This window comes from Ruegeria sp. SAZA006, from assembly GCF_059613465.1.
This window is the reverse complement of sequence record NZ_JBXWSO010000016.1, coordinates 1-24,846: the sequence shown is the minus strand read 5'-3', so window position 1 is coordinate 24,846 and position 24,846 is coordinate 1. Positions and strand designations below refer to the sequence as shown.

The 24,846-nt window shown below is 63.0% G+C and carries 24 protein-coding genes and 1 pseudogene; 9 read left to right on the top strand and 16 right to left on the bottom strand.

The genetic code is table 11. From position 1 onward, the window contains the following. Positions 1-140: 140 nt before the first annotated feature. A complete protein-coding gene (locus AC2FNZ_RS15255) occupies positions 141-1,289 on the top strand; it encodes an MFS transporter (protein ID WP_496841154.1) in 1,149 nt (382 codons plus the stop codon). 3 nt (positions 1,290-1,292) lie between these two features. Here AC2FNZ_RS15255 and hslV read toward each other — a convergent pair whose 3' ends face one another. Beyond that, on the bottom strand, positions 1,293-1,850 hold the full coding sequence (gene hslV, locus AC2FNZ_RS15250; RefSeq protein ID WP_093963878.1) for an ATP-dependent protease subunit HslV: 558 nt from the start codon (positions 1,848-1,850) through the stop codon (positions 1,293-1,295). Positions 1,851-2,045: 195 nt separating this feature from the next. On the opposite strand from hslV, the gene AC2FNZ_RS15245 reads away from it, so the two are divergent. Further along, entirely contained in the window at positions 2,046-2,240 is a 195-nt protein-coding gene (locus tag AC2FNZ_RS15245; RefSeq protein ID WP_093963877.1) for a DUF1127 domain-containing protein, read from the top strand. Between the two features lie 128 nt (positions 2,241-2,368). On the opposite strand, the gene trxA is transcribed toward AC2FNZ_RS15245, so the two are convergent. The 8 genes from trxA to regB all read right to left on the bottom strand — a co-directional run bounded on the left by trxA (position 2,369) and on the right by regB (position 14,200). Continuing rightward, a complete protein-coding gene (gene trxA, locus AC2FNZ_RS15240; protein ID WP_093963876.1) occupies positions 2,369-2,689 on the bottom strand; it encodes a thioredoxin in 321 nt (106 codons plus the stop codon). Positions 2,690-2,749: 60 nt separating this feature from the next. Continuing rightward, the gene (addA, locus tag AC2FNZ_RS15235; RefSeq protein WP_496841153.1) at positions 2,750-6,109 is read right to left on the bottom strand and encodes a double-strand break repair helicase AddA; all 3,360 of its coding nucleotides are present in this window, start codon (positions 6,107-6,109) and stop codon (positions 2,750-2,752) included. Then, positions 6,106-9,039, bottom strand: a complete 2,934-nt coding sequence (gene addB, locus AC2FNZ_RS15230) for a double-strand break repair protein AddB (protein ID WP_496841152.1) — start codon at positions 9,037-9,039, stop codon at positions 6,106-6,108. Before addB ends, addA begins: the two co-directional genes overlap by 4 nt. Next, positions 9,032-9,718, bottom strand: a complete 687-nt coding sequence (locus AC2FNZ_RS15225) for a nucleotidyltransferase family protein (protein ID WP_496834675.1) — start codon at positions 9,716-9,718, stop codon at positions 9,032-9,034. The genes addB and AC2FNZ_RS15225 overlap by 8 nt, the downstream gene beginning before the upstream one ends. After that, positions 9,715-10,719 (bottom strand): aminoglycoside phosphotransferase family protein, encoded by a 1,005-nt coding sequence (locus tag AC2FNZ_RS15220; RefSeq protein ID WP_496841151.1) that lies wholly within the window; start codon positions 10,717-10,719, stop codon positions 9,715-9,717. The genes AC2FNZ_RS15225 and AC2FNZ_RS15220 overlap by 4 nt, the downstream gene beginning before the upstream one ends. Continuing rightward, positions 10,716-11,186: a tRNA (adenosine(37)-N6)-threonylcarbamoyltransferase complex ATPase subunit type 1 TsaE gene (tsaE, locus tag AC2FNZ_RS15215; RefSeq protein ID WP_496841150.1), complete on the bottom strand. Its 471-nt coding sequence runs from the start codon at positions 11,184-11,186 to the stop codon at positions 10,716-10,718. Before tsaE ends, AC2FNZ_RS15220 begins: the two co-directional genes overlap by 4 nt. Positions 11,187-11,227: 41 nt before the next feature. Further along, positions 11,228-12,736 (bottom strand): PAS-domain containing protein, encoded by a 1,509-nt coding sequence (locus AC2FNZ_RS15210; RefSeq protein ID WP_496841149.1) that lies wholly within the window; start codon positions 12,734-12,736, stop codon positions 11,228-11,230. Between the two features lie 66 nt (positions 12,737-12,802). Next, positions 12,803-14,200, bottom strand: coding sequence for a sensor histidine kinase RegB (gene regB / locus AC2FNZ_RS15205; protein WP_496736456.1), 1,398 nt, complete (start codon positions 14,198-14,200; stop codon positions 12,803-12,805). A 90-nt stretch (positions 14,201-14,290) separates the two neighbouring features. Here regB and AC2FNZ_RS15200 point away from each other — a divergent pair, with 90 nt between their 5' ends. Beyond that, entirely contained in the window at positions 14,291-14,917 is a 627-nt protein-coding gene (locus tag AC2FNZ_RS15200; protein ID WP_496841148.1) for an SCO family protein, read from the top strand. An 80-nt stretch (positions 14,918-14,997) separates the two neighbouring features. Beyond that, positions 14,998-15,552, top strand: coding sequence for an ActR/PrrA/RegA family redox response regulator transcription factor (locus tag AC2FNZ_RS15195; RefSeq protein WP_093963867.1), 555 nt, complete (start codon positions 14,998-15,000; stop codon positions 15,550-15,552). A 50-nt stretch (positions 15,553-15,602) separates the two neighbouring features. Here AC2FNZ_RS15195 and AC2FNZ_RS15190 read toward each other — a convergent pair whose 3' ends face one another. Beyond that, the gene (locus tag AC2FNZ_RS15190; RefSeq protein WP_496841147.1) at positions 15,603-16,742 is read right to left on the bottom strand and encodes an alpha/beta hydrolase; all 1,140 of its coding nucleotides are present in this window, start codon (positions 16,740-16,742) and stop codon (positions 15,603-15,605) included. Between the two features lie 228 nt (positions 16,743-16,970). After that, positions 16,971-17,564 (bottom strand): HD domain-containing protein, encoded by a 594-nt coding sequence (locus tag AC2FNZ_RS15185; RefSeq protein WP_496841146.1) that lies wholly within the window; start codon positions 17,562-17,564, stop codon positions 16,971-16,973. 205 nt (positions 17,565-17,769) lie between these two features. On the opposite strand from AC2FNZ_RS15185, the gene AC2FNZ_RS15180 reads away from it, so the two are divergent. Then, positions 17,770-18,084 carry a hypothetical protein gene (locus AC2FNZ_RS15180; RefSeq protein ID WP_093963865.1) on the top strand — a complete coding sequence of 105 codons (315 nt, stop codon included), beginning with the start codon at positions 17,770-17,772 and terminating at the stop codon, positions 18,082-18,084. A 96-nt stretch (positions 18,085-18,180) separates the two neighbouring features. Next, the gene (ahcY, locus tag AC2FNZ_RS15175; RefSeq protein ID WP_496841145.1) at positions 18,181-19,569 is read left to right on the top strand and encodes an adenosylhomocysteinase; all 1,389 of its coding nucleotides are present in this window, start codon (positions 18,181-18,183) and stop codon (positions 19,567-19,569) included. A gap of 54 nt (positions 19,570-19,623) precedes the next feature. Here the strand turns inward: ahcY and AC2FNZ_RS15170 are convergent, their stop codons facing one another. Further along, positions 19,624-20,271 carry a DUF899 family protein gene (locus AC2FNZ_RS15170; RefSeq protein WP_496841144.1) on the bottom strand — a complete coding sequence of 216 codons (648 nt, stop codon included), beginning with the start codon at positions 20,269-20,271 and terminating at the stop codon, positions 19,624-19,626. Between the two features lie 188 nt (positions 20,272-20,459). Here AC2FNZ_RS15170 and AC2FNZ_RS15165 point away from each other — a divergent pair, with 188 nt between their 5' ends. After that, positions 20,460-20,801: a DUF2853 family protein gene (locus AC2FNZ_RS15165; protein ID WP_093963863.1), complete on the top strand. Its 342-nt coding sequence runs from the start codon at positions 20,460-20,462 to the stop codon at positions 20,799-20,801. 218 nt (positions 20,802-21,019) lie between these two features. On the opposite strand, the gene AC2FNZ_RS15160 is transcribed toward AC2FNZ_RS15165, so the two are convergent. The 4 genes from AC2FNZ_RS15160 to tsaD are packed head-to-tail and all read right to left on the bottom strand — an operon-like array spanning position 21,020 to position 23,769. Then, a complete protein-coding gene (locus tag AC2FNZ_RS15160; protein ID WP_093963862.1) occupies positions 21,020-21,442 on the bottom strand; it encodes an EVE domain-containing protein in 423 nt (140 codons plus the stop codon). After that, positions 21,442-21,711, bottom strand: coding sequence for a YciI family protein (locus AC2FNZ_RS15155; protein ID WP_093963861.1), 270 nt, complete (start codon positions 21,709-21,711; stop codon positions 21,442-21,444). The genes AC2FNZ_RS15160 and AC2FNZ_RS15155 overlap by 1 nt, the downstream gene beginning before the upstream one ends. Position 21,712: 1 nt before the next feature. Next, positions 21,713-22,675, bottom strand: coding sequence for an NAD(P)H-dependent glycerol-3-phosphate dehydrogenase (locus AC2FNZ_RS15150; protein ID WP_496841143.1), 963 nt, complete (start codon positions 22,673-22,675; stop codon positions 21,713-21,715). After that, complete coding sequence (tsaD, locus tag AC2FNZ_RS15145; protein ID WP_496841142.1) at positions 22,672-23,769, bottom strand: tRNA (adenosine(37)-N6)-threonylcarbamoyltransferase complex transferase subunit TsaD; 1,098 nt, start codon at positions 23,767-23,769, stop codon at positions 22,672-22,674. Before tsaD ends, AC2FNZ_RS15150 begins: the two co-directional genes overlap by 4 nt. Before the next feature lie 97 nt (positions 23,770-23,866). Here tsaD and AC2FNZ_RS15140 point away from each other — a divergent pair, with 97 nt between their 5' ends. Both AC2FNZ_RS15140 and AC2FNZ_RS15135 read left to right on the top strand, forming a co-directional pair. Next, positions 23,867-24,580 (top strand): uroporphyrinogen-III synthase, encoded by a 714-nt coding sequence (locus AC2FNZ_RS15140; RefSeq protein ID WP_496841141.1) that lies wholly within the window; start codon positions 23,867-23,869, stop codon positions 24,578-24,580. A gap of 53 nt (positions 24,581-24,633) precedes the next feature. Next, positions 24,634-24,846 (top strand): annotated as a pseudogene (locus AC2FNZ_RS15135) (hypothetical protein); the annotation flags it as partial.

The window sequence follows — 24,846 nt, the reverse complement described above, 5'->3', positions numbered from 1 at the left end:
GTGCTCTGATAGGGTTGGCGGAATGTGCGCGGGACCCGGAGAGTGAAATGACCAAGATTGCCAAGATAACCCTGCTGTTCGTGGTGTTCGTGGACCTGATCGGCTAAGGGCTGGTTTTTCCGATCATCAACTCGCTGATCATGGAGACGAAATCGGGCTTTCTGCCGGAAGGCACGTCAATGGGCAGCCGTCACTTCTACTACGGTCTGGTGATCGGGTGTTTCTTCCTGTCTTGGTTTCTGGGCGTCGTCTATGTCTCGAAGGTCTCGGATTCCATCGGGCGCAAGAATGCACTTCTGATCTGCCTGGGTGGCGCGCTGGCTGGCTATGCGATCACGATTGCGGCGCTGTATCTCAATAGCCTGATCCTGTTGATCGTGGGCCGGTCGATCACCGGGTTCACGGCCGGAAACCAACCAATCGCGCAGGCGGCCATGATCGACGGCAGCACGGATGCGGCCGATCGTGACCGGAACATGGGTTATATCGTGACAGGGGTCAGCTTTGGCCTGGTCGGCGGCCCGATCATCGGAGCGGTCCTGTCGGATGCGGCGCTTTTGGGCAGCGTTGCCACGCTCAAGACCCCATTCTACGGCGCGTTTGTCCTGGTGCTCATCGCGATCCTGCTGGTGCTGTTCTTCTTCAAGGATACCCGAACCGAACGCGAGCCCTTCGTCTTTCGCCCCCGCGACGTGACCGACAGCCTGGTTGCCGTGCGCGGCCACCCCATGGTTCTGAAGATCCTGCCCGTCTACGCGTTCTTCATGATCGCGAACGTCACCTTCTACGTGTTTGTGGACAATTTCCTGACCAGCGCCTTTGGTTATGGCGTGATCGGTGGCAGCATGGCGATGGTCGTCATCGGTGTTGCGCTGGCCTTCTCCAGTACGTTTCTCGTGAAACCCGCGCAGGAACGGTTCAGCAAGCACAACATCATCTATGTTTCGCTGATCGTCATGGTGATCTGCGGCTTTGCCTTTGCCTTCAGCCCCAGCGGCGTGCTCAGCTATGTGCCGGTGTTCCTGTTCTATTTCCTGTTCGGCGTGGCCTACCCGACCCTCCTGGGCCTGTTTTCCTCGTCGGTCAGCGAGGCGGATCAGGGCTGGGTCATGGGCGTGACCACGGCTGTGTTCTGCCTAGCGGGTGGAATCATGTCGCTGATCGGCGGCGGGTTGATGAGCTTCGATATCCGCCTGCCCTATTACATCGTGATCGCCTCGGCCATTCTGGGGCTGATCGGGATGCACCGCCGGTGGAAGGGCAAGGAGATTTCGGCCCTGCTGGCCTGACCCCTAGCCCGAAATGCTCTCAACCGTCAGGTTGCCGTTGGTGTAGACACAGATATCCGCGGCAATTGCCATGGCCTCGCGGGCAACCTCCTCGGCCGACTTGTCGCTGTCCATCATCGCGCGCGCGGCTGCCAGGGCAAAGTTGCCACCCGACCCGATCGCCGCCACGTCATGTTCCGGCTCGAGCACGTCCCCGGCCCCGGTGATCACGAACAGGTCTCGGCCGTCGGTGACGATCAGCATCGCCTCAAGCTTTTGCAGGTACTTGTCGGTGCGCCAGTCCTTGGCCAGTTCGACCGAGGCGCGGGCCAGTTGACCGGGCGTGGCCTCCAGCTTGGCTTCCAGCCGTTCCAGCAGCGTGAAAGCATCGGCGGTCGATCCGGCGAACCCGGCGACGATCTCGAACCCGCCGGGCGACAGGCGCCGTACCTTGCGGGCGGTGCCCTTGATCACGGTCTGGCCCAGGCTGACCTGCCCGTCACCCGCGATGACGATCTGGCCGCCTTTCTTGACGCCGATGATCGTGGTGCCGTGCCAACCGGGAAAGTCGTTCTCCGCCATTCAAGCCTCCGTATCCGTTGATGCCCTATATGGGCCGGAGGCGCGATCCGCGCAACCCGTTCTCAAACTGCCTAAAAGATATGCAATCCGTGCATCACGGGGTTGTCGGACCAGCAATTGTGAGTCGCCTGTCGCAAGACTAGATGAGGCTTACAACCGACACAGGGTCGGCTGTTTCAAAAAAGGAATGCGCAAATGGCAACCACCGCAAACATCCATGCGCCGCTCGGAGCAGCTACCATCCTGCGTGTAGTGGACGGCATCTCGCACGCTTTCGAAGCTGTCGCCGAATGGAACACCGCCCGCAAGACCCGCAAGCTGCTGTCGCAACTGAGCGATGCCCAGCTGGAAGATATCGGTCTGGTCCGCGAAGATATCGCCAAGATCTGAATTCAGACCGAATTCGACTAAAGACGAATGGCCGCTTGGATTTCCGGGCGGCTTTTTCTTTTTGCGCAGGCCATGCACAAAAAAGGCGCCCCATGAGGAGCGCCTTCTTTCTTGAGTTCCGTTCGGTATCAGATGGATTCGTCGATCCAGCTTTGCAGGGCGGCCTTCGGGGCAGCGCCTGCGCGGTTCGAAACCACCTGACCGTCCTTGAAAATGAACAGCGCGGGAATACCGCGCACACCCATGGCTGCGGCCGAGTTGGGGTTGCTGTCCACGTCGACCTTGGCGATCTTGACCTTGCCGCCATATTCGGCCGCCAGCTCTTCCAGAGCGGGTCCGATCTGCTTGCAGGGTCCGCACCACTCGGCCCAGAAATCCACCACGACGGGGACGTCCGAGTTCTTGACTTCGGCGTCAAAGGTTTCGTCGGTTACGGCTACGGTCGACATATTCTGTCTCCTGAATGACATGCGGTTGGGAGTCGAACGTAGGTGCGCCCATTGGGGAGGTCAAGATATCTGGGCCCGCACCAGCGCATCTGTCACAAGATCGTGTGGCAGCCACATCAGGCGCGCCGTCCGGGTCCACAAAATCGCGGTGCGGATCTCGCGGCCAGGATAGATCTGCGAAAGCGCGGCGGCATAGGCGCCCATCTGCCGCAGCAGGCCCTCGGGGCAGGTCTCGGCCCGATCGGGAATCGTGGAGTTCGATTTGAAATCAATGACTTGCACCACGTCATCCGTCACGATCAACCGGTCGATCACCCCATGAATCCGACGACCGTCTAGAGTGGCCGAGACGGGCACCTCGGCCAGCGCGGCCGGGGCAAAGACGGGGGCCAGGTCCGGCGCGGTCAGTACGCCCGCAGCCTCGGCCAGAAGGTCGCGTCGGTCACCGTCCTGCATATCCGGCAGAAGCCGGGCGCAGAGCTGATCCCACCGGTCGCGCGGCGCCTGGCCCAGATGTTCGAGTAGAAGGTGCAGGCGGGTGCCGCGCAGCTTGGCGGCCTCTTCCTCAAGCCCGGTCTCGCCCGGCAGGGCCTTGGCCCCGCCCAGATCGGACGGGCTGAGCGTTTCGAGATCGGGTATCGGCTCGGGTGCGGGCTGGTGGAACAGGTCCGGCGGGGTATCCCGCACCGGTTCCGGGGTCGGGCGATGGTCCAGTGGCAGATCCTCCCAATCGCCATGCGCCAGACGGCGGATGCCGGTTCCGGGGATCTCGGTGGCCCCTGCCCGGCCCATCGCCTCTTCGACCAGCTGGTACCAGCTGGACCCGTCCCGACCCAGATCGCCGGCAGCCGCCACGATCAGCCATTTCTCGGCCCGGGTCAGCGCAACGTACAGCAACCGTAGCCGCTCGTTCTCCTCGCGTTGGCGCGCGTCTTCGCGGGCGCGGGCGATAAGGTCGGGCGACAGGTCGGCGGGCACCTTCCACAAGGGCGTGCCGTCTGCGACCATGATCTCGGCATCGCGGGGCGGCTGCCGCTTGCCGGTGTCCGGCAGGATCACGATCGGCGCCTCCAATCCTTTCGAGCCATGCACTGTCATCACCCGGATCATGTTGCCCACGCCGGTCATCTGGCGCTTGATCTCAAGGTCGTCGGTCTGCATCCAGACCAGGAAACCCGTCAGGCTGGGAATGTCCGACCGTTCATAGGCCAGCGCCTGCGACAGCAGCGCGTTGATGCCGTCCTCGGCCTCGGCGCCCAGACGGCCCAAAAGTTTGCGGCGTCCGTCATGGCGGGTCAGCACCCGTTCGATCAGGTCATAGGGGCGCAGAAAGTCCACCTGCCCGCGCAGATCGTTCAACACAGCCAGCGTTTCGGGAAAATCCTCGGCCCGTTGGCGCAGCGCCGCCCACAGGTACCTTTCCTGCCGGCGATGGGCCAGGTCGAACAGCATCTGCTCGGACCAGCCGAACAGCGGCGATTTCAGCACCGTGGCCAGCGACAGGTCATCCTCGGGCGTGGCGAGAAAGCTCAGCAATGCGGCCAGATCCTTGACCGCCAGTTCCGCTCCCACCTTCAGCCGGTCGGCCCCCGCGATCGGCAAACCCTGGGCCTTGCAGGCGCGGATGATCTCAGCAAACAAGTCCGAGCGGCGCTGAACCAGGATCAGGAAATCCCCCGGCCGCACCTTGCGGCGCACGAATGTGCCGCGCGTGGGGCCGTCTTCGGGGATGGTTTCGCCGGCGTCGATCATGGCCTTGATGCGCGCGGCGATCTGGTTGGCCAGGATCACCGTGTGATGCTGCGCCGCGGGCCGATCGACCGGGTCGGTCCAGTCGCCCTCGTCCGCATCCTCGACCTTTTCCACCACCGGCCACAGATCGACCCGGCCGGGCAGATCGGCCTTGAAGGCGCGGTGCTGGGACTCTTTCTGAAACCCCGCATCGGCGCGGTTTTCGAACAGGATATCGACCAGCGACAGGATGGCGCTGGAGGAGCGGAACGAGTATTCCAGCGTCCAATCCCACAGTTTTGAGCCTGATTCATTTAGTTTCCGCCCAAACTCGGCCTGCATCCGGTCAAAGGCCTGCGGGTCTGCCCCCTGGAAGGAATAGATCGACTGTTTCTTGTCGCCAACCACGAAGATCGTCCGCTCGACCCCGGACCGCGCGCCCTCGCCGCTGGTGAATTCCTGCGCCAGTTTCTCGACCACATCCCATTGATCGGGGCTGGTGTCCTGCGCCTCGTCCACAAGGATGTGGTCGATGCCGCCATCCAGCCGGTACAGAACCCAAGCGGCCACCGCCGGATCGTTCAGCAACAGGCGCGCGCGCAGGATCAGGTCGTCGAAATCCAGCCAGCCGCGCAGTTGCTTGCGACGCTCATATTCCGGCAGGAAGGCCGCCGCGAAGCGGTGCAGCACCAGAGATTTGCGTGCGGCTGCCAGCGCCAGTCGCCCTTCCCTTGCAGCTTCGACCCGCCGCATCAATGCCTCGAGCGGATCCATCTGCCCCGCCAGAACCCGCTCGCGTAGCGCCTTGGTGGGAAAGCTGTTGATCTTGGCGGTAAAGGGCTCTTTGGCGGATTTGCCGGTCAGGAACACATCTTCCAGCACCGGCAACTGACCCAAGGCGGGTTCGGTGAAGCCCGACAGTTTCTCGGCCGCCTTGGCGTCGGTCTTGCCGCCGCCCGCCAGCGCCGGAAGGATCGAACGGATCAGCTCGACTTCGCCGCCCAGAAACACCTGCGCCAGCAGCGCGTCCTCGTCGAACCCCTCGGGCAGGCCAAAACGGGCCAGCAGGTCGGGCCATTGCAGCGCGGGCGTGAACAGGGTGCGCTTCTGGGCGATCGCGGCGGTCAGCTTGTCAAAGCCGGTATCGGTGATGTGTCGGGCCACGTCCTCGATCAGGCGGGCCTGCGGGCCTTCGGCGAAATCCTCGACGATCTCCTCGCGCAGAAGGGTTGCGGCGCGGTCTTCCATCTCGGAAAACTGCGGGCTGACCCCGGCCTCGAGCGGGAACCGCCGTAGCAGCGAGGCGCAGAACGAGTGGATCGTCTGGATCTTCAAACCGCCCGGCGTTTCGATCGCGCGCGCGAACAGGGTGCGGGCACGGGCCAGGCGGTCGGGGTCGATCACCCCTTCGACGCCCAGTTCGGTCAGTTGCCGCTGCAACGTGGCGTCGTCCAGCATCGCCCACTCGCCCAGCCGTTTGAACAGGCGGTTCTGCATCTCGCTGGCGGCGGCCTTGGTGTAGGTCAGGCACAGGATGTGCTGCGGCTGAACGCCGTCCAGGAGCAGCCGCGCCACGCGGTCGGTCAGAACCCGCGTCTTGCCCGAGCCCGCATTGGCCGCCAGCCAGGTCGACGCATCGGGCCGCGCCGCCTGAACCTGCCGTTCGGTCGCTTCGTCGCGCGGGGTCATGTCAGATCCTCGGGCTTGGTTTCGGCGGTGCGGTCCCATTCGCCGAACCGCGCCAGGTGGTCATAGTCGCCCACGTCGCTGTCCTTGTGCATCATCCGGCGCGAGGAGAAACCCTGATCAGGCTCTAAATAGGTGGAAATCAGCTCTTTCAGCTCGGCCAGAACCCTGTCGGGCGGCTCTTTGTCCAAGGGTGCCGGGACCTCTTTGTAGGTGCCGCCCATACCGATGAACACGGCGCTGGCCACGGCCATCGGGTCAAATCCGTCGATCCCGCCCTGCTCGGCCATCGCGGCTTCGATCAGCAGCTGTTTGTCGAACTTGGCCTGCTGCGATTCCGAGGGCGGCGTGCCGGTCTTGTAGTCGATGATGGTCAGGGCGCCGCGGCTGTTGCGGTCGATCCGGTCGGCGCGGCCATTCAGGGTGAACCCAAGCGGTTCCAGCGTCAGGCACATCTTGGCCTCGAACGCGATCGGGCCGCCGTCGCTGCGGCGGCTGATCTCGGCGCGCAGAAAGTCGTCGGCGATCCGCTCGAGCCGCGCCAGCCACAGTTTCCGGGCGGTGGGCCAGGCGACATGCTCACCCAGCAGTGCCTCGGCCCGTTTCAGGAAGTTGTCGCGGGTCAGCAGCGCCCCGTCCAGCACGCTGTCCTTGACGAAATGTTCCAGGATCTCGTGGATTACGATGCCGCGCAGCAGGGCGTCGGGCGCCTGCACCAGCGGGTCCAGCGGCTTCAGGCGCAGGACGTGCTTGGCATAGATCGCATATGGGTCGCGGATCAGCCGCTTGATCTCGGTCACCGACAGACGGCGCGGGCGCGCGGCCACCGGCGGGCGCGGCGAGGGGCGTGGTGCGGCGGCGATCCGGGGCGCCTGTTCCAGCATCTCGGACCAGCGCAGCCATGTCTTGCCCCGGTCGCGCATCTTTTCCAGCGCCGCGCGGCCGCCCTGATCCGGCAGGCCCTGCAACAGGTTGGTCAACCGGTTCAGCCAGCGTGACGGCACGGTCTCGGCATCATCCGAGCGGACGGCGCGGGTCAGCCAGACCTCGGGCGCGCCGATGGCCTGCTGGAAATCATGGGCCGACAGGCCGATGCGCCGTTCCGGCAGCAGCAGGCCGGCACGGTCGCGCATCTGGCGGTTCAGCCAGGGGTCGGGCACGGGGGCCTCGGGCCAGCTGCCCTCGTTCAGCCCACCCAGGATCAGCAGGTCGGCGCCCTGGACGCGCGCTTCGAGCGTGCCCCAGATCATGATCCGCGGGTGGGGCGCGTCGCGGTCGCGGACCTCTTGCCCGGCCAGCAGCGCGCCCAGCAGATCGGCGAAATCCAGCGCCGTTATCTCGCCGCCGTGCTCGGCCTCGTCCGCAAGGCCCGAGATCACCGCCAGCGCCGCTTGGCCTGCGTTTTTGTCCCACAACTCGCCCGCGCCGCCGGTTCCGGCGCCAGCAATCGCTTCGGCCAGATCGCGCAGGCGCTGCACCCAGTCGGTCAGGGGCAGGGTGCCGCTGATCTGCTGGTCGCAGAAATTGCGGATCAGCCACCGGACCCACGTGTCGGGCACGTCTTTTTCGACGGCAAAACCTGTCAGGCTGTCGCTGTCGCTGTCGGGAAAGGGCGGGCCATTGCGGCGCAGGTGCAGTTCCAGATCGCGGCTGTGCAGCAGATGGGCACCGCGGTCGCCTGCGCTTTGGCACAACGGGTGTTTCAGCAGGGTCAGCAGCGCCTCGGCATCCAGACGGCGCGCGAACAGCCCGGCCACGTGACGCAGGAACCGGCCCGGCGGAGACAGTTGCAGCGGCAGGCCGGCGCTGTCGTCGGGCAGGATGTTCCAGCGGTCCAGCGCGGCGCTGACCTGGCGCGTCAGCATCCGGTCGGGGGTGATCAGGGCGGCGGTCTGGCCGGTTTCGGCCGCCTGCCGCAGGCGCAGGGCGATGGCCAGCGCCTCGGCCCGGGGTGATTGCGCCTCAACTAGGGTGATGTCGCGCGTCGCGGCATCCAGGTCGCGCAACTGCGGGCCTTCGCTCATCCAGGCATCGGTGATCGGGGCCGGACGCAATGCCAATGAAACCAGACGGTTGCGCGCGGGCGAGGGGGGCTGGTCCGGGGTCCAGGCTGCGATCTGATCCGGCCCTATCCCCAGTTCGGTCATCAGCTTGCGGAACCGATATTGCGGGTGATCCTCCGAGGTCATTGCCGAATCCAACCGTTCCCAGACGTGGGCGGGCTGGTCGAAATCGTACCCCGGCAGGATCAGCGCCCCCTGCGGCAGCTGCGCCACCGCCTGCATCAGCATCAGCGTGGTCCCGCGCGAGCCGGTGGAACCGGCCAGGATCACGGGGTGTTGCGGCGGCGCGTCCTGCCAGCGGGCGATCAGGTTCTCGACCACGCGGCGTTGGCGGGCCTGCACGTCCAGGCTGCCATCCTCGGTCTTCAGGAACTGGTCGGCTATGCCGATGAAGGCCTGCGCCCGTGCCCAATGGCCCGACAGGTCGGTCACGTCCAGTTGCCGGATCGCCTCGGGCGGGACGCCCTCGCCCTGCATCTCTTCGATCAGGGCAGCGAGGCTGTCGGACAGGTCAAACAGCGACGACCGCGCGGCCAGGTCCGGTTGCTGGTCCAGCAGGCGGGACACCAACTGCGTCAGTTCCAGCCGGCGACGCAAGGGCGGCACGGCGGGCGGCACCTGATCCAGATCGACGCTTTCGCCCAGATCGGTCACCAGCGAAATGCGGGGCAACAGGCAGGGCGGGCCCTGATCGAACAGATCGCGCACGCGGCGGGCCATGCGGCGGGTGTTCAGCACCAGTTGTACGTGGGCCAGCGCCTCGGGCGGGTGGCCGTCGCAGCGCGCCCGCAGGCCGCGCACCAGCGCCTGCGGAAAATCCGCGCCGGGCGGCACCGCAAAGACCCGGGGGTTGGCGCTGGGTTCAAACATCGGCCAGCATCTCCTCGGCCAGGGCGATGCCTTCGGGGCGGCCCACATCGCACCAGCGCCCGGGGTATTGCAGACCGAACAGCCGGCTATCGCGGTGCATCCGGTCCCACAAGACATTGAGCGAGAACGCTTTTTCCGGAATGTCTGTTAGGCCGTCGGTCTTTAGGATCTGAATGCCGCCATAGACGTGACCCGGCCCGCGTGCAAGCCGGCCTTGGGGGTCGATCCTGAAATCTCCGGGGCTTGTATGTCCGATCGTCTGTTCGATCGGCACGCAGATCAACAGTGCGTCCATCCGCGTCGGGTCCCAGGCCGACTGCAGCAATTCCAAAGGGTTGGGCCCGGACCAAATCGCATCGGTGTTCATCGTGAAAACCGGCCCCGGACCCAACAGCGGCAAGGCCGCCCGCAACCCGCCGCCGGTTTCCAGGATTTCCGGCTGTTCGTGTGACAGCAGAACACCACGTGGCGCCAAATGATCGGTCAGCTGATCGGCCATGTAGTGCAGGTTCGCGACCACCCGGCGCGGCCGTACCGCGCCCGCTAGGTCCAGCGCATGGTCGATCAGCGGCCGCCCGGCCACCGGGATCAGCGGCTTGGGCCGGGTGCGGGTAAACGCGCCCATTCGGGTTCCGAAACCGGCGGCAAACAGCATGATGGCCTCGGGTGTATCGGTCATCCGGCCCTCAGCCTTGCAAGGTTTTCGGGCGTTGGGGATGGCAGCGCCTGCCGAACCAAATCCGCGACCGAGACCAGCGCCGGATGCTCGAGATCGCGCATCAGATGACCCCAGGCCGCCGGGATAAGATCCACGTAATGCGGTTTGCCATAGTCGGTGGCGAGGCGGGCAAATCCGCCCAGTATCCGCAGGTTGCGTTGGGCGCCGAGGACACTGTACGCCGTGCGGAAATCGTGGTCATCCACACCTGTTGCCGTGATGTAGCGGTTGACCATGCTCATCTCGATTGCGGCCGGGACAGTGCGGCGGACATCCTGCAGCAACGACATCAGGTCATAGGCGGGATGGCACAGCATTGCGCTTTGAAAATCCAGCAGGCCGACCCGGCGAACCCCGTCGCGCTTAGGCAGCCAGATCAGGTTCTCGGCATGGTAGTCCCTTAGGGTCACCACCCGCGTACCCGAGGTTTCCTGCAGCAATATGTCAGCGAACCGATGCTGAAAACGATCGCGGACGTCTACGTCATAGGCGCCTTGTATCCCTTGGGCATATTTGGTGAAGGCAAGGGCCGACAATTCCGCCATGAGGGACGGGTCATAGCTGTCCAACGAGGGCAGGGGCCCAGAGTGCAGATGGACCAGAACGTCGGTTGCAGCCTCGTACAATTCACGCTCGACCTCCGGTTGCTTCTCGATCAGGCGGGCAAACAGATCGTCGCCGAAATCCTCCAGCAGGAGGAACCCGTTCTCGGCGTCCTCGGCAAGAATCTCGGGCGCGCTCAGACCGACGGACTGCAGGTATTTTGCCACCCTGACAAAGGGCTCCACGTCTTCCCCCTTGTCCGGGGGCGCGTCCATCAAAACGGCGGTTTGCCCCGTGTCCGGGTCGGTCAGACGTTCATACTGGCGGTTCGAGGCGTCTCCGGCCAGCGGTGCGCGAGAGGCTTTGGCCCAAGGGGTCCGTGCGATCAGCGCCTCGGCTAGAACTGCGCGGTTGGTCATGCGATCCTCTTCAATTTTTCGGTCCACTTGGGGTCGGACCACGTCAGGGTCAGGTGTCGGGTTTCTTCGGCAGCAGGGTCGGCATGAAACTGCACCAACAGGGCCGAGGCCGGCTGCAGCGGACCCAGCTTGTCAGGCCATTCCACCAGGCAGATCGCCGTGTCAAAGGCCTCGGTCAGGCCCAATTCCTCGATCTCATCCACCGAAGTCAGCCGGTACAAATCGGAGTGCCAGATTTCGCCGACTTTGCCATCGTAAACCTGAACCAGCGTGAATGTGGGCGATGGCACATCTTCGGGCACAGGCAGTGCCGATTGGATCAGATTGCGTGCAAAATGGGTTTTGCCACTGCCGATTGGGCCGTCCAGCAAAATAATGTCCCCGGGCGCCAAATGGGCGGACAGGCGGCTGGCCAGATCGGCGGTTTCTTCCGGTGATGTCAGAGTGATCGAAGCGGGCGAATTCATGGCGCCACAATGAACGGGGCCCGAACCCTCTGCAACCCGGTTCAGGCGGTGATCTGCAACATACCCGGCGTTTCTCCAAGCGCGTGTTCGATCGTGAACCGGACGATGGTTGCGCCGTTCTGGATTGGGCTGACCGTGCACAAGAGCCGGGTGCCGTCGCGCTTGTACAGATCCGAGCTCCACTCGACCCGGTTGTTGCGCATTTCCACGAAGTCCCGAATGTCACCCAGAATTGGATTGGCCTGACATTGCGACTGCCACTGGCGTGTAACGTCCAGAACCGTGGCTGGTTCAAAGCCGACCTCGTCCGAGTCGCCCCACAGCAGCTGGTAGGCGTAGTTGGTGAAGGCCAGCGTCCCGTCATCGGCAAACACGGCGACGGCATCCGCGAGCTTGTCGAGGATTGACTGCATAAGGTCCATCTCGGATCGGAACCGGCGGGTCAGGGTGATCTCGGCCGTAATGTCCTCGAACAGGAAGGCGACGGCGCCGTCGGGATGGGGGCGGCCGCTGACCGAATAGACTGAGCCCGACGGCAGTGACCAGGTTTCCCGGTAGTTTCCGTCCTCGGCCGCCTCCAGAAGATCGTTCATCTGCCGGCGCCAACTGCGGTAGTTCTTGGGTTCGGGCATCATGTGCTGATCCCGAAGGCGGTCAAAAAAGCTTGAGATATTCGGCCGGCAACTGAGGAAATCGGGCGGCAAAGCAGTCAGGTCGATCAAGGCGGGGTTGAACAGTGCCAACTGGCGGTTTCGATCAAAGATTGCCAGGCCGATCGACAGCTGCGCGAAGGTTTTTGTCATCGTCTGGACGAATTTGCGCTGGGCGGTCTCGGCCTCGACAATGGCGTTTACGTCGACCGCATAATGCAGGTGACCTTCGTCCAGTTCCACACGCGTCAGATCGAACCACAGCTTGTTGCTGCTATCCTTCACCGGAATTGAGACGCGGGTCTTCTTGCCGGGCCGCGCTTCTTCGGTCAGTTCAGGGAACATGGGTTGGGTCAGATCCGTGTCCTGCCCACGCGCCTTGCGGGCCAGTGCAACATAGGCGGCGTTGCACCATCTTATCTTGTTGGCATGATCCAGAAGCCACACGGGGTAGGGCGCGCGGTCCATGGCCAGGCGGATCGGATCGTTCGGATCCCTCCTTGCCGGTTCGGTGATGCCGGTCAAATCACGCAACTGCACCCGGACGATGCCGTCGATCCATTCACACCGAACCTCGCGCTCGACCGTACAATCTATGGCCGAAACCACGATATTGCCCTGCTGGCGGACGGTTTCGTAAGTCTCGGGGAAGGCCGGAAAGTCGCGCTGCAGCAGGCGCCTGAGATCATCCCAGTCATTCACTGCCTCGAACCCGGACAGGGCGATGTCGGAGTGGCTGATCAGGCGGCTTCCGTTGAACAGAAACACCGCATCCAGCAACGAAGCCGGCGCAGACAAACCGAAATTGTCACCGCGCCGCGGACGGCGCGGCATGAGCCACTGCAGGGCAAAGCCCGACGAAACCAGGCTGATCGCCGCAAGCATGATCCAGTCGGCCACAGTGCCGCCTACCCCAAAAACAAACCGGACCCGACTTTGCGCCGAAATGGTTAACGGTGTCTTAACTCAGACCTGGAACCGTTCGTTCACGCCGGACGGCACCGGGTTGTCGCCTGTTTGTGCATCAATCAGCTTGCGCGACCATGTCACCAGCACGATCGCACCGCGTCGCTCGGCCTGGTCCGTCACCGCCTGGTAAGGGTCGGACCCATTTGCAAATTTCAACTCGGCGCCGCTGCGCTCCAAGAGCGTTTTTGCGATGAATAGGCCCAACCCCATACCCTCGTATTCGGGGCGCGTGCGCAGATCGCTTTCGGCGCGTCTGCGGCGCATGAACGGGTCACCGATACGGCCAATGATGTGTGACGGATAACCGCGCCCGTCATCCATGATGCTGACGGTGATCCGGTCCGGCGTCCATTCGGCCTCGACCCAGACTTGCGCTCGGGCAAAGTCCACGGCGTTCTGGATCAGGTTTCGCAGGCCATGAATGATCTCGGGCTTGCGCAGGATCGAGGGCTGCTGGACATCCCCGTCAGGCCCGGGGCCTTCGTCAAAATGTACCTGTTTGCCCCTGTGTATATGGGGCTCGGCCGCCTCGTGGATCACGGCGGACAAAGGTGCCTGGCGCAGGTGCAGGTCATCTTTGCCGGCCCGACCCATGTCGCGCAGGATGTCCCGGCACCGGTCGGCCTGTTCGCGGATCAAGGCGGCGTCTTCTTTCAGGTCCGGGCGGTCGTCCAATTCTTCGATCAGTTCCGAGCTGGTCAGCTTGATGGTGGCCAGTGGCGTCCCCAACTCGTGCGCGGCGGCGGCGACAACGCCGCCGAGGTCGGTCAGTTTTTGCTCGCGCGCCAGGGCCATATGGGTGGCGGCCAGCGCCTCGGACATCGACTGCACCTCGGCGCTGATGCGGTGCGAGTAAGCGCCGATGAATACGATCGCGATCACGATGGCGGCCCAGTTGCCGAACAGCAGGATGTCGGGGATGTCCAGCACAAGGCCAAGATCGGTGCGCAGCGGCAGGTGAAACTGGGCCAGAAGCGTCGCCAGCACGATTGCGGCGCCCCCGATGATCAGGGTCGACCGGGTGCTCATGACGTTGGCCGCAATCGTCACCGGACCCAGCAAAAGCAGGGCAAACGGGTTGTTCAGACCGCCTGTGAGATACAGCAGGAAAGCCAGCTGCAGCAGGTCGAACATCACCATGAGGAAGTTTTCGAATTCCGACAGGCGCTTGTTCTGCGGGAACAGCAGGATGGCAGTCAGGTTGCCCATGACCGAAACACCGATGGCAAGGTAGCACAGCCCAAGCTCCAGCTGGACGTGATAGGTCTGCTGGGCCACGGTGATGGCCGTGATCTGGCCGATGATTGCCACCCACCGCAGCAGGATCAGCGTGCGCAGCCGGATCCAGCTGCTGCGTTCCTGTCCGCGCCAGAGGCTGGTGTTGGAATCCGTCATCGGGCGATTATGTCCTGTTGCGTCCGCTGGTCAACTTGATAGGTGTCCCGGCCGAACCGATCAACAACCCCATGTGTCAGGAATTTCGCCATGACCCGCCTTTATGCCATTCTTGCAACCGTCGTGTTGGCCGTGGGCCTGGGCGCCATGTGGCTGATGACGCGCGGCGGCGGTTCGGACGACAAGTTTGCCCAGTGCCGGTCAAGCCAGATTGCAGGCGGCACCGCAACCATCGGCGGCCCGTTCGAGTTGATCAACTCCAAGGGTGAAATCGTGACCGACAAAGACGTGATCACCGAGCCCTCGCTGATCTATTTTGGTTATACCTTCTGCCCCGACGTCTGTCCGCTGGACACCAGCCGCAACGCCGAGGCCGTCGACCTGCTGACCGAGCGCGGTTATTCGGTCACTCCGATCTTCATCTCGGTGGACCCGGACCGGGACACCCCCGACGTTGTGGGTGATTTTGCCTACAACCTGCATGAAAAGATGATTGGTCTCACCGGTGCGCCGGAACAGGTCAAGGCCGCGAGCCAGGCCTACAAGACCTATTACAAGGCCCAGGACAAGAGCGACGAGTATTACCTCGTCGACCATTCGACATTTACCTACCTCGTCACGCCGCAGGACGGGTTCCTCGAGTTTTTCAAACGCGACGCGACGGCCGAGCAGATGGCCGACACCGTTGCCTGCTTTGTGGACCAAGCGGCAGAGTAACCGTCGGTTTGACCTTTGGTGTGGCGCTGCTATTACTCATCTCAAAGCATATCGGCATGAAATAGCAGAAAGACCACACTATGGCAGACAGTGCTCAGCTTGACATCGGCCCCGACAAATCCCTGCTTCTGGTGGATGATGACGAGCCGTTTCTGAGACGTCTCGCCAGGGCGATGGAAAAGCGCGGGTTCGAGGTGGAAACCGCCGGATCCGTCGCCGCCGGCCGCGCGATCGCCACCGCCCGCCCGCCCGCCTTTGCCGTGGTGGACCTGCGGCTCGAGGACGGCAACGGGCTGGACGTGGTCGAGGTGCTGCGGGAAAAGCGCCCCGACAGCCGGGTGGTGGTTCTGACCGGATACGGTGCAATTGCGACTGCCGTGGCGGCGGTGAAAATCGGCGCGACCGACTATCTGTCGAAACCCGCCGACGCCACCGACATCACCAACGCGCTGCTGGCCAAGGGCGACGAACTGCCCCCGCCCCCCGAAAACCCCATGAGCGCCGACCGGGTGCGGTGGGAGCACATCCAGCGGGTCTATGAGCTGTGCGACCGCAACGTCTCGGAAACCGCGCGGCGCCTGAACATGCACCGCCGGACCTTGCAGCGGATCCTGGCGAAACGCAGCCCGCGGTAGCGTTTTGCCGATCGGCACTGTTCTGGCAACAGGCTTGGGAAATCAAGAAATTAAGGTTCGCCTACAACCTCCACTGAACCTTCGCCAATAAGGTCCTGAAGTTCTGTAGTGGAACGCCTACCGGTCCGTCTGCTTGTGCGGATTGCTTCACCAGCAATTCGAACAACCTCAGGGGACGCAGCAAATTTCGAGTGACTTGTGCTTTGAGAGTCCTGGACTTGGCTGAGATCAATAACGGTGACTCCTGACCTTGCGAGTTCGGCGGCATCGGCCGCGCCAACACGGTCGACTCCGCCAGAAATGAACTTCGAAAAACTCAAGGCTCCGTCGTCCGAGGATACGAGAACAAAGATCTTCTGATTGTCGTGGGTGATAGTTGAGAGCTGGCTTTCGAATACCGCCAAATCGATATCGGGTGCCGCCAGAATTATGTTTCGGATTTTCTTGTTGGGATTGAACTCGCCAGCAATTTCGGCTTGCGAGATGGCTTCCATCGTAAGGAACGCTCCCATCGAAAACGCGAGTATGTCAAATTGTTGAGCCTGTGATCGCGAAATGATCTCACCGGCTTTCAAAAAGTCTGATCTGGCAGCCAGGGCGCTGTTGATATCGTAGACGTATTTCAGAGTCTCTGCAGCAGACGCCCATGACATCAATACGGGGATCCCGTCATACTCGGTATCCTCGACAAACTGCGCCAATCTAAGGATGGCATCGCTCAGGGTCGTATTGTAGCCGTGCACAAAGACAAGAACGTTTCTGTCGGAAACGCTGAGGTTCAGTAATTGATTGTCAATTTCAGAAACAAAGGCGGCTTCTGAAACATAGACTTTTGGTTCAACTATGGTGAAGTGCTTTGAGGCAATAGGTGGCAGAGAGCTGGCTCTTTCAATTTTCCCTGCTTTGTGAATTGGCGGGATGGTGACGACTACTGAAGCCAAGCCCAAGCCCTCACCGCGGTCACCGGAAAAGAAGACCCCTTCTGCACCGGACGCTTGACGCGTCGTGGCAATGAAGACTGTTTGGCGCTTGGCCTCTTCTACCTCAGATGCAGGAAGTCTTGGATTATCGATCCCTACCAATTCCGGCGGGCGGCCGCATGAAGCCGCTCCCAGCAACATTATCGTGGATAAACACAGAAGCCGGAATGCGCGCGGTAGATCCGAAGTTCCAATTCTGAGGCGTTTCATACAACGACGATCACTCGGCTCGGTTGCGCCTCATTAGACTGACGGTGCCGTTCTTCTGTCAACCGACGAACGCTGGAGCCGCTCTTTTTGGCTCAAGCAGTGTCTTCTCTGCGGTACGATATTGAGTAAATGTGGCCGTTCTTCGGAGTTTAGACACACGGACTGCGTGGGCGCCGCAGAGGCAAATATGCGGCTGGGGGCAAGTAAGATTCTGTTGCCATTCGAGTTTCAAAGCTCCGCCAGCAGCTCCGCATGCCGCGCCGTATATGCCTGCCGAACCTCAACCGGTGGCCTGAGCGTGATCTGCAATCCCTCTATCACCGCCGCGTCCGGTCGGCCGAAGAACTTGGTTGCCTCGGCCTCGGAAAAACCCGCGATTTGGGTGGCCTCCATCCACGCGCTGATTTTGTCGGCTTTCTTGATCTGACGTTTCACCGTTTTCGGCACCGCGGCGGGCAGGCCGAAGCGGATGTGGATCGCCGCCGCCAGTCGGTCGTCCAGCGCGCCATAGCCGGGGCCGACCGCGGCCTTCACCGGCGAGATCATGTCGCCGATCACATATTCCGGTGCATCGTGCAGCAGCGCCGCCAGCCGCCATTTCACCGGCGCCTTGGGGGTGATCCGGCCGAACAGCTCTTCGACCAGCAGGGAATGCTCGGCCACGGAATAGGCGAAATCACCCGCCGTTTGGCCGTTCCAGCGCGCCACGAAAGCCAGCCCATGGGCGATATCCTCGATCTCGATATCCACCGGCGTCGGGTCCAGCAGGTCCAGCCTGCGGCCTGACAGCATCCGTTGCCATGCCCTGGGTCGTGTTGCCATTCTGCCATGCCCCCTTGTGCCGAACGTGCCTGAAACACGGTTTTGTGCTATGCTTAAGCCATCCTGATCACCGGCTGCCAACAGTTTCTTGAGCAATCGTGCTTTGAACCGGCAGCCAGGGATCACGACATTAGGTCTGAGGGGGGCGCGTGCTCCTCCCAGCATGCCCCTCTCGGATCGAAACCCGAACCGAAAGGAGCTTGTCATGTTCAAGCGTTTATTGGGAATGGCCCTTGTCTTTGGAATGGCTGCGACCGCGCCGCCTGCACTGGCCCAAAACTGCGCCCTGCGCGCGGATGTAATCGCCAAGCTGCAGCAGATCTATTCCGAAGAGCTGGCCTTTGGCGGATTGCAGAACACGCGGGGCGGTCAGACGGTCATGGAGGTATGGGCCTCGCGCGAAAGCGGCACCTATACCGTGTTGATGACTCACGCCAACGGAATCAGTTGCATTGTCGCCGCTGGCACCGATTTCTTCGAAGTGACGCCCAGGGCCCCGGCCGAAGGAGCGCCCAGTTGATTTGACGCCCACGCCCCAATCGCCATCCACGTTGCCACTTTTCCCCAACGGTGTTAGGGGCTGCCCAAACCGTTGTTGATCGGAATGGAGCATCTGATGGCTGGCGACTACATCGTCAAAGACATTTCACTGGCCGGGTTCGGCCGCAAGGAACTGGATATCGCGGAAACCGAAATGCCGGGCCTGATGGCTCTGCGTGCGGAATACGGCGACAGCAAGCCGCTGAAGGGCGCGCGCATCGTCGGGTCGTTGCACATGACGATCCAGACCGCCGTTCTGATCGAGACGCTGGTCGCGCTGGGCGCGGACGTGCGCTGGGCGTCGTGCAACATCTTTTCGACCCAGGACCACGCGGCGGCGGCCATCGCCGAGGCGGGCATTCCGGTCTTTGCCATCAAGGGTCAGACTCTGGAAGAGCACTGGGACTATCTCGACAAGTCTTTCCTGTTCGAAGATGGCCCGAACATGATCCTGGATGATGGCGGCGACGCCACGCTGTACATCCTGCTGGGCGCGCGCGCCGAAGCGGGCGAGGACATCATCCCCGTCCCGTCCTCGGAAGAGGAAGAGGTCATCAAGGAGCAGATCAAGAAGCGGATGGCCGCAAGCCCGGGCTGGTTCACCAAGGTGCGCGATCAGATCAAGGGTGTGTCCGAGGAAACCACCACCGGCGTCAACCGCCTGTATCAGCTGGTCAAGGACGGCCACCTGCCATTCCCGGCGATCAACGTGAACGACAGCGTCACCAAGTCGAAATTCGACAACAAGTACGGCTGCAAGGAATCGCTGGTCGATGGCATCCGCCGCGCCACCGACACGATGATGGCCGGCAAGGTTGCCGTGGTCTGCGGTTATGGCGACGTGGGCAAAGGCTCGGCCGCGTCCCTGCGTGGCGCCGGTGCCCGCGTGAAAGTGACCGAGGTTGACCCGATTTGCGCCCTGCAGGCCGCCATGGACGGATATGAGGTGGTTCTGCTGGAAGACGTGGTTTCGACCGCCGACATCTTCATCACCACCACCGGCAACAAGGACGTGATCCGCATCGAGCACATGCGCGAGATGAAGGACATGGCCATCGTCGGCAATATCGGCCATTTCGACAACGAAATTCAGGTGGCCAGCCTGAAAAACCACAAATGGACCAACATCAAGGACCAGGTGGACATGATCGAGATGCCTTCGGGCAACCGCATCATCCTGCTTTCCGAAGGCCGTCTGCTGAATCTCGGCAATGCCACCGGTCATCCGTCCTTCGTGATGTCGGCCTCGTTCACCAATCAGGTCCTGGCCCAGATCGAGCTGTTCACCAAAGGCGACCAGTACGAGAACAAGGTCTATATCCTGCCCAAGCATCTGGACGAGAAGGTCGCACGCCTGCATCTGGACCGGATCGGCGTCAAGCTGACCAAGCTGGACAAGGAACAGGCGGACTACATCGGCGTCACGCCCGAAGGCCCGTTCAAGCCCGAGCACTACCGGTATTGATCCGTCAGAAATTCGCGGAAAAGGCGGCCATCCGGGCCGCCTTTTTTGTTGCGATCAGCGGAGCGGCGGAACGAAATCGCCGCGCCCCTGCGGCGTCAGGTCCAGAATGTTCCACAGGGGCCAGGCTGTATCGACATGGCGTGGATGCCAGTCGCTGGGCTGAAAGAACAGCTCGGAGCTCCAGAAATGGTGGATTCCCTGCGCATCGCGTTGAAACACGTTCAGAATCGGCAACTGGTTTCCGTCCTCGGTCTCGGCCAGATAGTCTTGCTGGTACGTTGTATCCAGCGCGGAATACAGCGGCAGATCCTGCCAGCCCATGCGCTGGCTCAGCGCAGCCATGGCATCCGGGGTATTCTGCGCCACGACCGCAAAGGCGGTTTTTCGGGTCAGATGTGCGACCTGCCCGGTCAGCCCGTCCAGAAAGGCCGAGCACATGGGGCAGGGGTCCTGCGCCTTGGGGCCAAACATCAGCGAATACACGACCAGAGTGTCATGATCACCGAACAGGCTGGAAATCGGGGCAATATTGCCCTCGAGGTCCCGAAAGGCATAATCCTGCGGGATTTGGCCGCCCTTGGGCAAGGTCCGGCGCAGCGCGGCCACTTCCTCGACCCGCGCACGCAGATCGGCTTCGGCGGCCACCAGGGCATTTCGGGCGGTTCGGTACTCGGCGCTTTCGTTCGGTAGGGCGATGGTCATGGCGGTCTCCTCGACTCAATGATTAACTAAAATGTTAAATAAAAGTGAAACAATGATCAACCCGCGGGTGCGCGTATCCCTGCCTTGGGGGGAAACCGTCGGATTTTTCCCTTTGTTGAAAAGCTGTCAGCCGTTACCGTTCAGCCAGCGCCGCAAAGGCCGGAACCCAACCCACACAGGAGAGGACAATGGGAAAACGTGACGAGTTGATCGCCAAATACGCGGATGATCTGAAGAATAAATGCGGCGTGACGCCGGACATGGACCTGCTGACCAAGGTTACCATTGGATGCGGCCCGGCCATCTATGACGCGGATGCCGCGACCGTGGCCGCCAGCCAGGAAGGTGAGCTGGAGACCGTCAAGAACAACTTTCTGATCAAGAAACTGGGCCTGTCGGATGGTCCCGAGCTGATGGCAGCGATTAACAAGGTCATGGAGACCTATGGCATGTCCGAGCGCAACAAATACCGCGCGGTGGTCTATTACATGCTGACCAAGCATTTCGGCAAAGAGTCCGTCTACGGCTGATCCCGCCGCGACATTCGGAAACGCCCGCCCGACTGGTTCGGCGGGCGTTTTGCATTTGAATCATAATCTATTGATTTCATGTTTGAAAAACCGCGGCGCCTTGGGCTACATTCAACCCGTGACCAGGACGGTCAGAACCAGAGATTTCTTTGCGTGTGGTGAGTAGGGAGCACGCGGGGTAGGGAAGGTTCTGCAGCGTCAGGGCCTTCCCTTTTTTCTCAATCCGTCTGGGCCTGGCCCAGTTCGCAGATCACCGCCCATTCGGCATCCGAGACGGGCTGCACCGACAGGCGCGAGTTCTTGACCAGCACCATATCGGCCAGCCGTGGATCGGCCTTGATCTGGTCCAGCGTGACCGGTTTGACGAAGGGGCGTACCGCCTTGATGTCCACGCAGTCCCACCGATCGTCGACGGTGGTGCTGTCGGGATGGGCCTCGGCGCAGACCTCGACGATGCCGACGATCGCCTTGTCCTTCTGCGAATGATAGAAAAAACCCCGGTCGCCCAGCTTCATCTGCCGCATGAAATTGCGGGCTTGATAGTTGCGCACCCCGTCCCATTCCTCGCCCGCGTCGCCCTTGGCGACCTGCTGGTCCCAGCTCCAGGTCGAGGGTTCGGATTTGAACAGCCAATACGCCATCAGCCGATGACCTTCTTCCACGGGATCAGTTCGACCGACTTGAACAGACCGGCCTTGGCATAGGGGTCGTTGTCGGCCCAGGCCTGTGCGGCGGACAGATTCTCGACATCCAGGATGACCAGCGACCCGATCATGGCATCGCCGTCCAGCAGCGGCCCGGCCTGTGCGACTACGCCTGTTTCTTCGATATAGGCCAGGTGCGCGGCGCGATTGTCCAGCCGGGTCTGCAGGGCGCCGTCCTTGTCGCGGGCGATCAGGGCGATAAGCATGTCATTCCTCCTTGAGTGGGCGATTGAGCAGGGATTGCAGGGCCTCGGCAACACTGTAGGCGCCACGGCTGAGCTGCGCCACCGTCTGGCAGATGGGCATGTCCAGCCCTTCGGCCGACGCGATGGCGGCCATGGCATTTGCCGTGGCCACGCCTTCGACGGTGGTCGCGGCGTCAAAGGACTCGTTGCGGCCCAGCGACAGGCCGAACCGGAAGTTGCGCGACAGCTCGGACGAGCAAGTCAGAACCAGATCGCCCAAACCCGACAGGCCCATCAGGGTCTCGGGCCGGGCACCGCGCATTGCGGCAAAGCGTTGCATCTCGGCAAAGCCGCGCGTCATCAGGGCCGCGCGGGCGCTGTCCCCCAGACCGGCGCCGATGCAGGCCCCGCAGGCGTTGGCCATCACGTTCTTCAGCGCCCCGCCCAACTCGGCCCCGGTCACGTCGGTGGTCCGGTAGAGCCGCAGGTTGGCGGTGGTCAGCGCCTGTTGCAACCGGGCGCCGAGCTTTGCGTCGCCGCAGGCCAGGGTCAGCGCCGTGGGCAACCCGCGCGCGATGTCATCGGCAAAGCTGGGCCCGGTCAGCAATGCAGTGCGGGCGCTGGGCAGCACCTGTTCGATCACGGCAATCGGACCGAGGCCGGTGGATAGCTCGATACCCTTGCAACAGGCCACAAGGGTGCGACCCTGCAAGTCCGCCGCATGGTCCGACAGGACATCGCGCAGCTTTTGCATGGGCACAGCCAACAACACCACGTCGCTCCGACAGGCCAGCGTGATTTCAGCGGTCACCGTGATGGCGTCGGGCAGGGTGACACCCGGAAGGCGGGTGTCATTGCGGCGGGTCGCCTGCATCGTCTGCGCCTGTTCGCCCGACCGGGCCCACAAGGCGACCGGACCCTTGCCCGCCAGCGAGATCGCCAGCGCGGTGCCAAAGGCGCCCGACCCAAGGACCGAGACACTCATGCCTTGGCCCCCTTGCGCCCGCCGCCCAGCATGGCCGGGCTGGTTTGATCCAGCGGCCATCGGGGCCGGGCGGTCAGGTCCAGCCCGTCGCGCGCGCCCAGCCGGAACCGTTCCAGCCCGGCATAGGCGATCATTGCTGCATTGTCGGTGCACAGGTGCAGCGGAGGGGCGGTGAACCGTGCGCCGGCATCCGCAGAAACAGACTCTAACGCGGACCGAATGGCCGTATTGGCGGCAACGCCCCCGGCCACTGCGATCACTGGCTCGGCAGGGTTGGTTTCAAGATACAAGGCGATGGCACGGCGGGTCTTTTCGGCCAGCGTATCCACGACCGCCTGCTGGAACCCGGCGCACAGATCGGCGCGGTCCTGACGCGTCAGCCCGCCCTTTTCGGCCACGATCTGGTCGCGCATCCGCATCAAGGCGGTCTTGAGCCCGGAAAAGGACAGATCGCATCCGGGCCGGTCCAGCAGCGGCCGCGGGAAGCGAAAGCGTTTGGGGTCGCCATCGTGCGCCTCGGCCTCGACCGAGGGGCCGCCGGGCTGGGGCAGGCCCAGCAGGCGCGCGGTCTTGTCGAATGCCTCGCCCGGGGCGTCGTCGATGGTGCCGCCCAGCCGGGTGAACCGCTCGGGGCCGTGGGCGATCAGGTATTGGCAATGCCCGCCGGACACCAGCAGCATCAAGTAGGGAAAGGCGATCCCGTCCGTCAGGCGCGGGGTCAGCGCGTGGCCGGCCAGGTGGTTGACGCCGATCAGCGGCAGGCCGGTGGCCGCGCTGATCCCCTTGGCGCACATCACGCCGGACATGACCCCGCCGATCAGCCCCGGCCCGGCGGTCACGGCCACGGCGTCCATGTCCTGCAGGGTCAGGCCCGCCTGTTCCAACGCCTGCTGCACGCAGACGTCCAGCTTTTCGGCATGCGCGCGGGCCGCGATCTCGGGCACCACGCCGCCGAAGGCGCTGTGCAGCTCCGTCTGGCCATGCACGACCGAAGACAGAACCTGCGCCGGTTCGCCCTCGGTCTGCCGCACCACGGCCGCCGCCGTGTCATCGCAGCTACTTTCCAATCCCAGAACGGTAAGTGTTTGCACCATCGGCCTGAACCATTGCATCATGATCTGGTCGCGGGGTATCACCCCGCGCCGCAGCAAACAATCCTCAAGGCCCGAACGCCCGCCCGTGTACCTGTTGATGACCCGCCCCCGCGCCGCCTCGGAGAGGTTCGTGGCGCAGTTGCCCGAACGTGTACGGTCGCGGGTTCAGGTGATCTATTCCCCGCTGCTGGATATCCGACCGATGGAACAGGCGGTGGACACGACCGGAATCCGGGGACTGATCTTCACCTCGGCAAATGGCGTGGCGGCCGCCGCGGCGCAGGATGTGCGTCGGGATCTGCCTGCCTATTGCGTGGGGCCGGCCACCACGGAAACGGCCCGCCAGGCCGGGTGGGCGGCCCGGATGGCCGGCGAAACCGCCGAGGAACTGGTCGCCAAACTGCTGAAAGAGCGCCCGGACAGCCCGCTGTTGCATTTGCGCGGCGAACACAGCCGGGGAAACATCGCGGCCCGGCTGACCGAACTGGGCCTGACCGTGCGGGAACAGCCGGTCTATCGCCAGCAGCTGCTGCCTTTGACGCCCGAGGCCCAGGCGGCTGCGGCCGGATCGGCCCCGGTGATTGCGCCCTTGTTCTCGCCGCGGACCGCGCGACAATTTGCCGACCTTTGGCCCGGACCGGCAGCGCTTTTGGTCGCCGCGATGAGCGGCCCGACCGCCGAGCCCCTTGAAAACTTGGCGATTGCCCGTTTGCGGATTGCCAAACGCCCGACGCCCAAGAAAATGCGGAAAGCCGTGAAAAAACTCGTTAAATACGCGATCCGGCTTGAGGGTGCGATGGGCGCGGATTAACTTGGACGCGTCTGCGCGTCAGGTTTTATGGGAATCGACAGGGGGAAGTGACGGTGGCTGCCAAGAAAGACACAGACCAGAAACCGGCCGACGACCCCAAGGTCGATGAGGTGCCCGAAGCGGTCGACGCCAAGACTGACGCCTACACGCTTGACCCGGAAGATCGGGTTGAACAAAGCCCTTCCGAAGCCGAAGCCGAAGCCGAAGCCGAAGCCGAAGCCGAAGCCGAAGCCGAAGCCGAAGCCGAAGCCGAAGCCGAAGCCGAA

Excerpts from the sequence above, each read along its gene's own strand:
- AC2FNZ_RS15255 (WP_496841154.1), top strand. The coding sequence starts at position 141 with ATGGAGACGAAATCGGGCTTTCTGCCGGAAGGCACGTCAATGGGCAGC.
- hslV (WP_093963878.1), bottom strand. The coding sequence starts at position 1,850 with ATGGCGGAGAACGACTTTCCCGGTTGGCACGGCACCACGATCATCGGC.
- AC2FNZ_RS15245 (WP_093963877.1), top strand. The coding sequence starts at position 2,046 with ATGGCAACCACCGCAAACATCCATGCGCCGCTCGGAGCAGCTACCATC.
- trxA (WP_093963876.1), bottom strand. The coding sequence starts at position 2,689 with ATGTCGACCGTAGCCGTAACCGACGAAACCTTTGACGCCGAAGTCAAG.
- addA (WP_496841153.1), bottom strand. The coding sequence starts at position 6,109 with ATGACCCCGCGCGACGAAGCGACCGAACGGCAGGTTCAGGCGGCGCGG.
- addB (WP_496841152.1), bottom strand. The coding sequence starts at position 9,039 with ATGTTTGAACCCAGCGCCAACCCCCGGGTCTTTGCGGTGCCGCCCGGC.
- AC2FNZ_RS15225 (WP_496834675.1), bottom strand. The coding sequence starts at position 9,718 with ATGACCGATACACCCGAGGCCATCATGCTGTTTGCCGCCGGTTTCGGA.
- AC2FNZ_RS15220 (WP_496841151.1), bottom strand. The coding sequence starts at position 10,719 with ATGACCAACCGCGCAGTTCTAGCCGAGGCGCTGATCGCACGGACCCCT.
- tsaE (WP_496841150.1), bottom strand. The coding sequence starts at position 11,186 with ATGAATTCGCCCGCTTCGATCACTCTGACATCACCGGAAGAAACCGCC.
- regB (WP_496736456.1), bottom strand. The coding sequence starts at position 14,200 with ATGACGGATTCCAACACCAGCCTCTGGCGCGGACAGGAACGCAGCAGC.
- AC2FNZ_RS15200 (WP_496841148.1), top strand. The coding sequence starts at position 14,291 with ATGACCCGCCTTTATGCCATTCTTGCAACCGTCGTGTTGGCCGTGGGC.
- AC2FNZ_RS15195 (WP_093963867.1), top strand. The coding sequence starts at position 14,998 with ATGGCAGACAGTGCTCAGCTTGACATCGGCCCCGACAAATCCCTGCTT.
- AC2FNZ_RS15190 (WP_496841147.1), bottom strand. The coding sequence starts at position 16,742 with ATGAAACGCCTCAGAATTGGAACTTCGGATCTACCGCGCGCATTCCGG.
- AC2FNZ_RS15185 (WP_496841146.1), bottom strand. The coding sequence starts at position 17,564 with ATGGCAACACGACCCAGGGCATGGCAACGGATGCTGTCAGGCCGCAGG.
- AC2FNZ_RS15180 (WP_093963865.1), top strand. The coding sequence starts at position 17,770 with ATGTTCAAGCGTTTATTGGGAATGGCCCTTGTCTTTGGAATGGCTGCG.
- ahcY (WP_496841145.1), top strand. The coding sequence starts at position 18,181 with ATGGCTGGCGACTACATCGTCAAAGACATTTCACTGGCCGGGTTCGGC.
- AC2FNZ_RS15170 (WP_496841144.1), bottom strand. The coding sequence starts at position 20,271 with ATGACCATCGCCCTACCGAACGAAAGCGCCGAGTACCGAACCGCCCGA.
- AC2FNZ_RS15165 (WP_093963863.1), top strand. The coding sequence starts at position 20,460 with ATGGGAAAACGTGACGAGTTGATCGCCAAATACGCGGATGATCTGAAG.
- AC2FNZ_RS15160 (WP_093963862.1), bottom strand. The coding sequence starts at position 21,442 with ATGGCGTATTGGCTGTTCAAATCCGAACCCTCGACCTGGAGCTGGGAC.
- AC2FNZ_RS15155 (WP_093963861.1), bottom strand. The coding sequence starts at position 21,711 with ATGCTTATCGCCCTGATCGCCCGCGACAAGGACGGCGCCCTGCAGACC.
- AC2FNZ_RS15150 (WP_496841143.1), bottom strand. The coding sequence starts at position 22,675 with ATGAGTGTCTCGGTCCTTGGGTCGGGCGCCTTTGGCACCGCGCTGGCG.
- tsaD (WP_496841142.1), bottom strand. The coding sequence starts at position 23,769 with ATGGTGCAAACACTTACCGTTCTGGGATTGGAAAGTAGCTGCGATGAC.
- AC2FNZ_RS15140 (WP_496841141.1), top strand. The coding sequence starts at position 23,867 with ATGACCCGCCCCCGCGCCGCCTCGGAGAGGTTCGTGGCGCAGTTGCCC.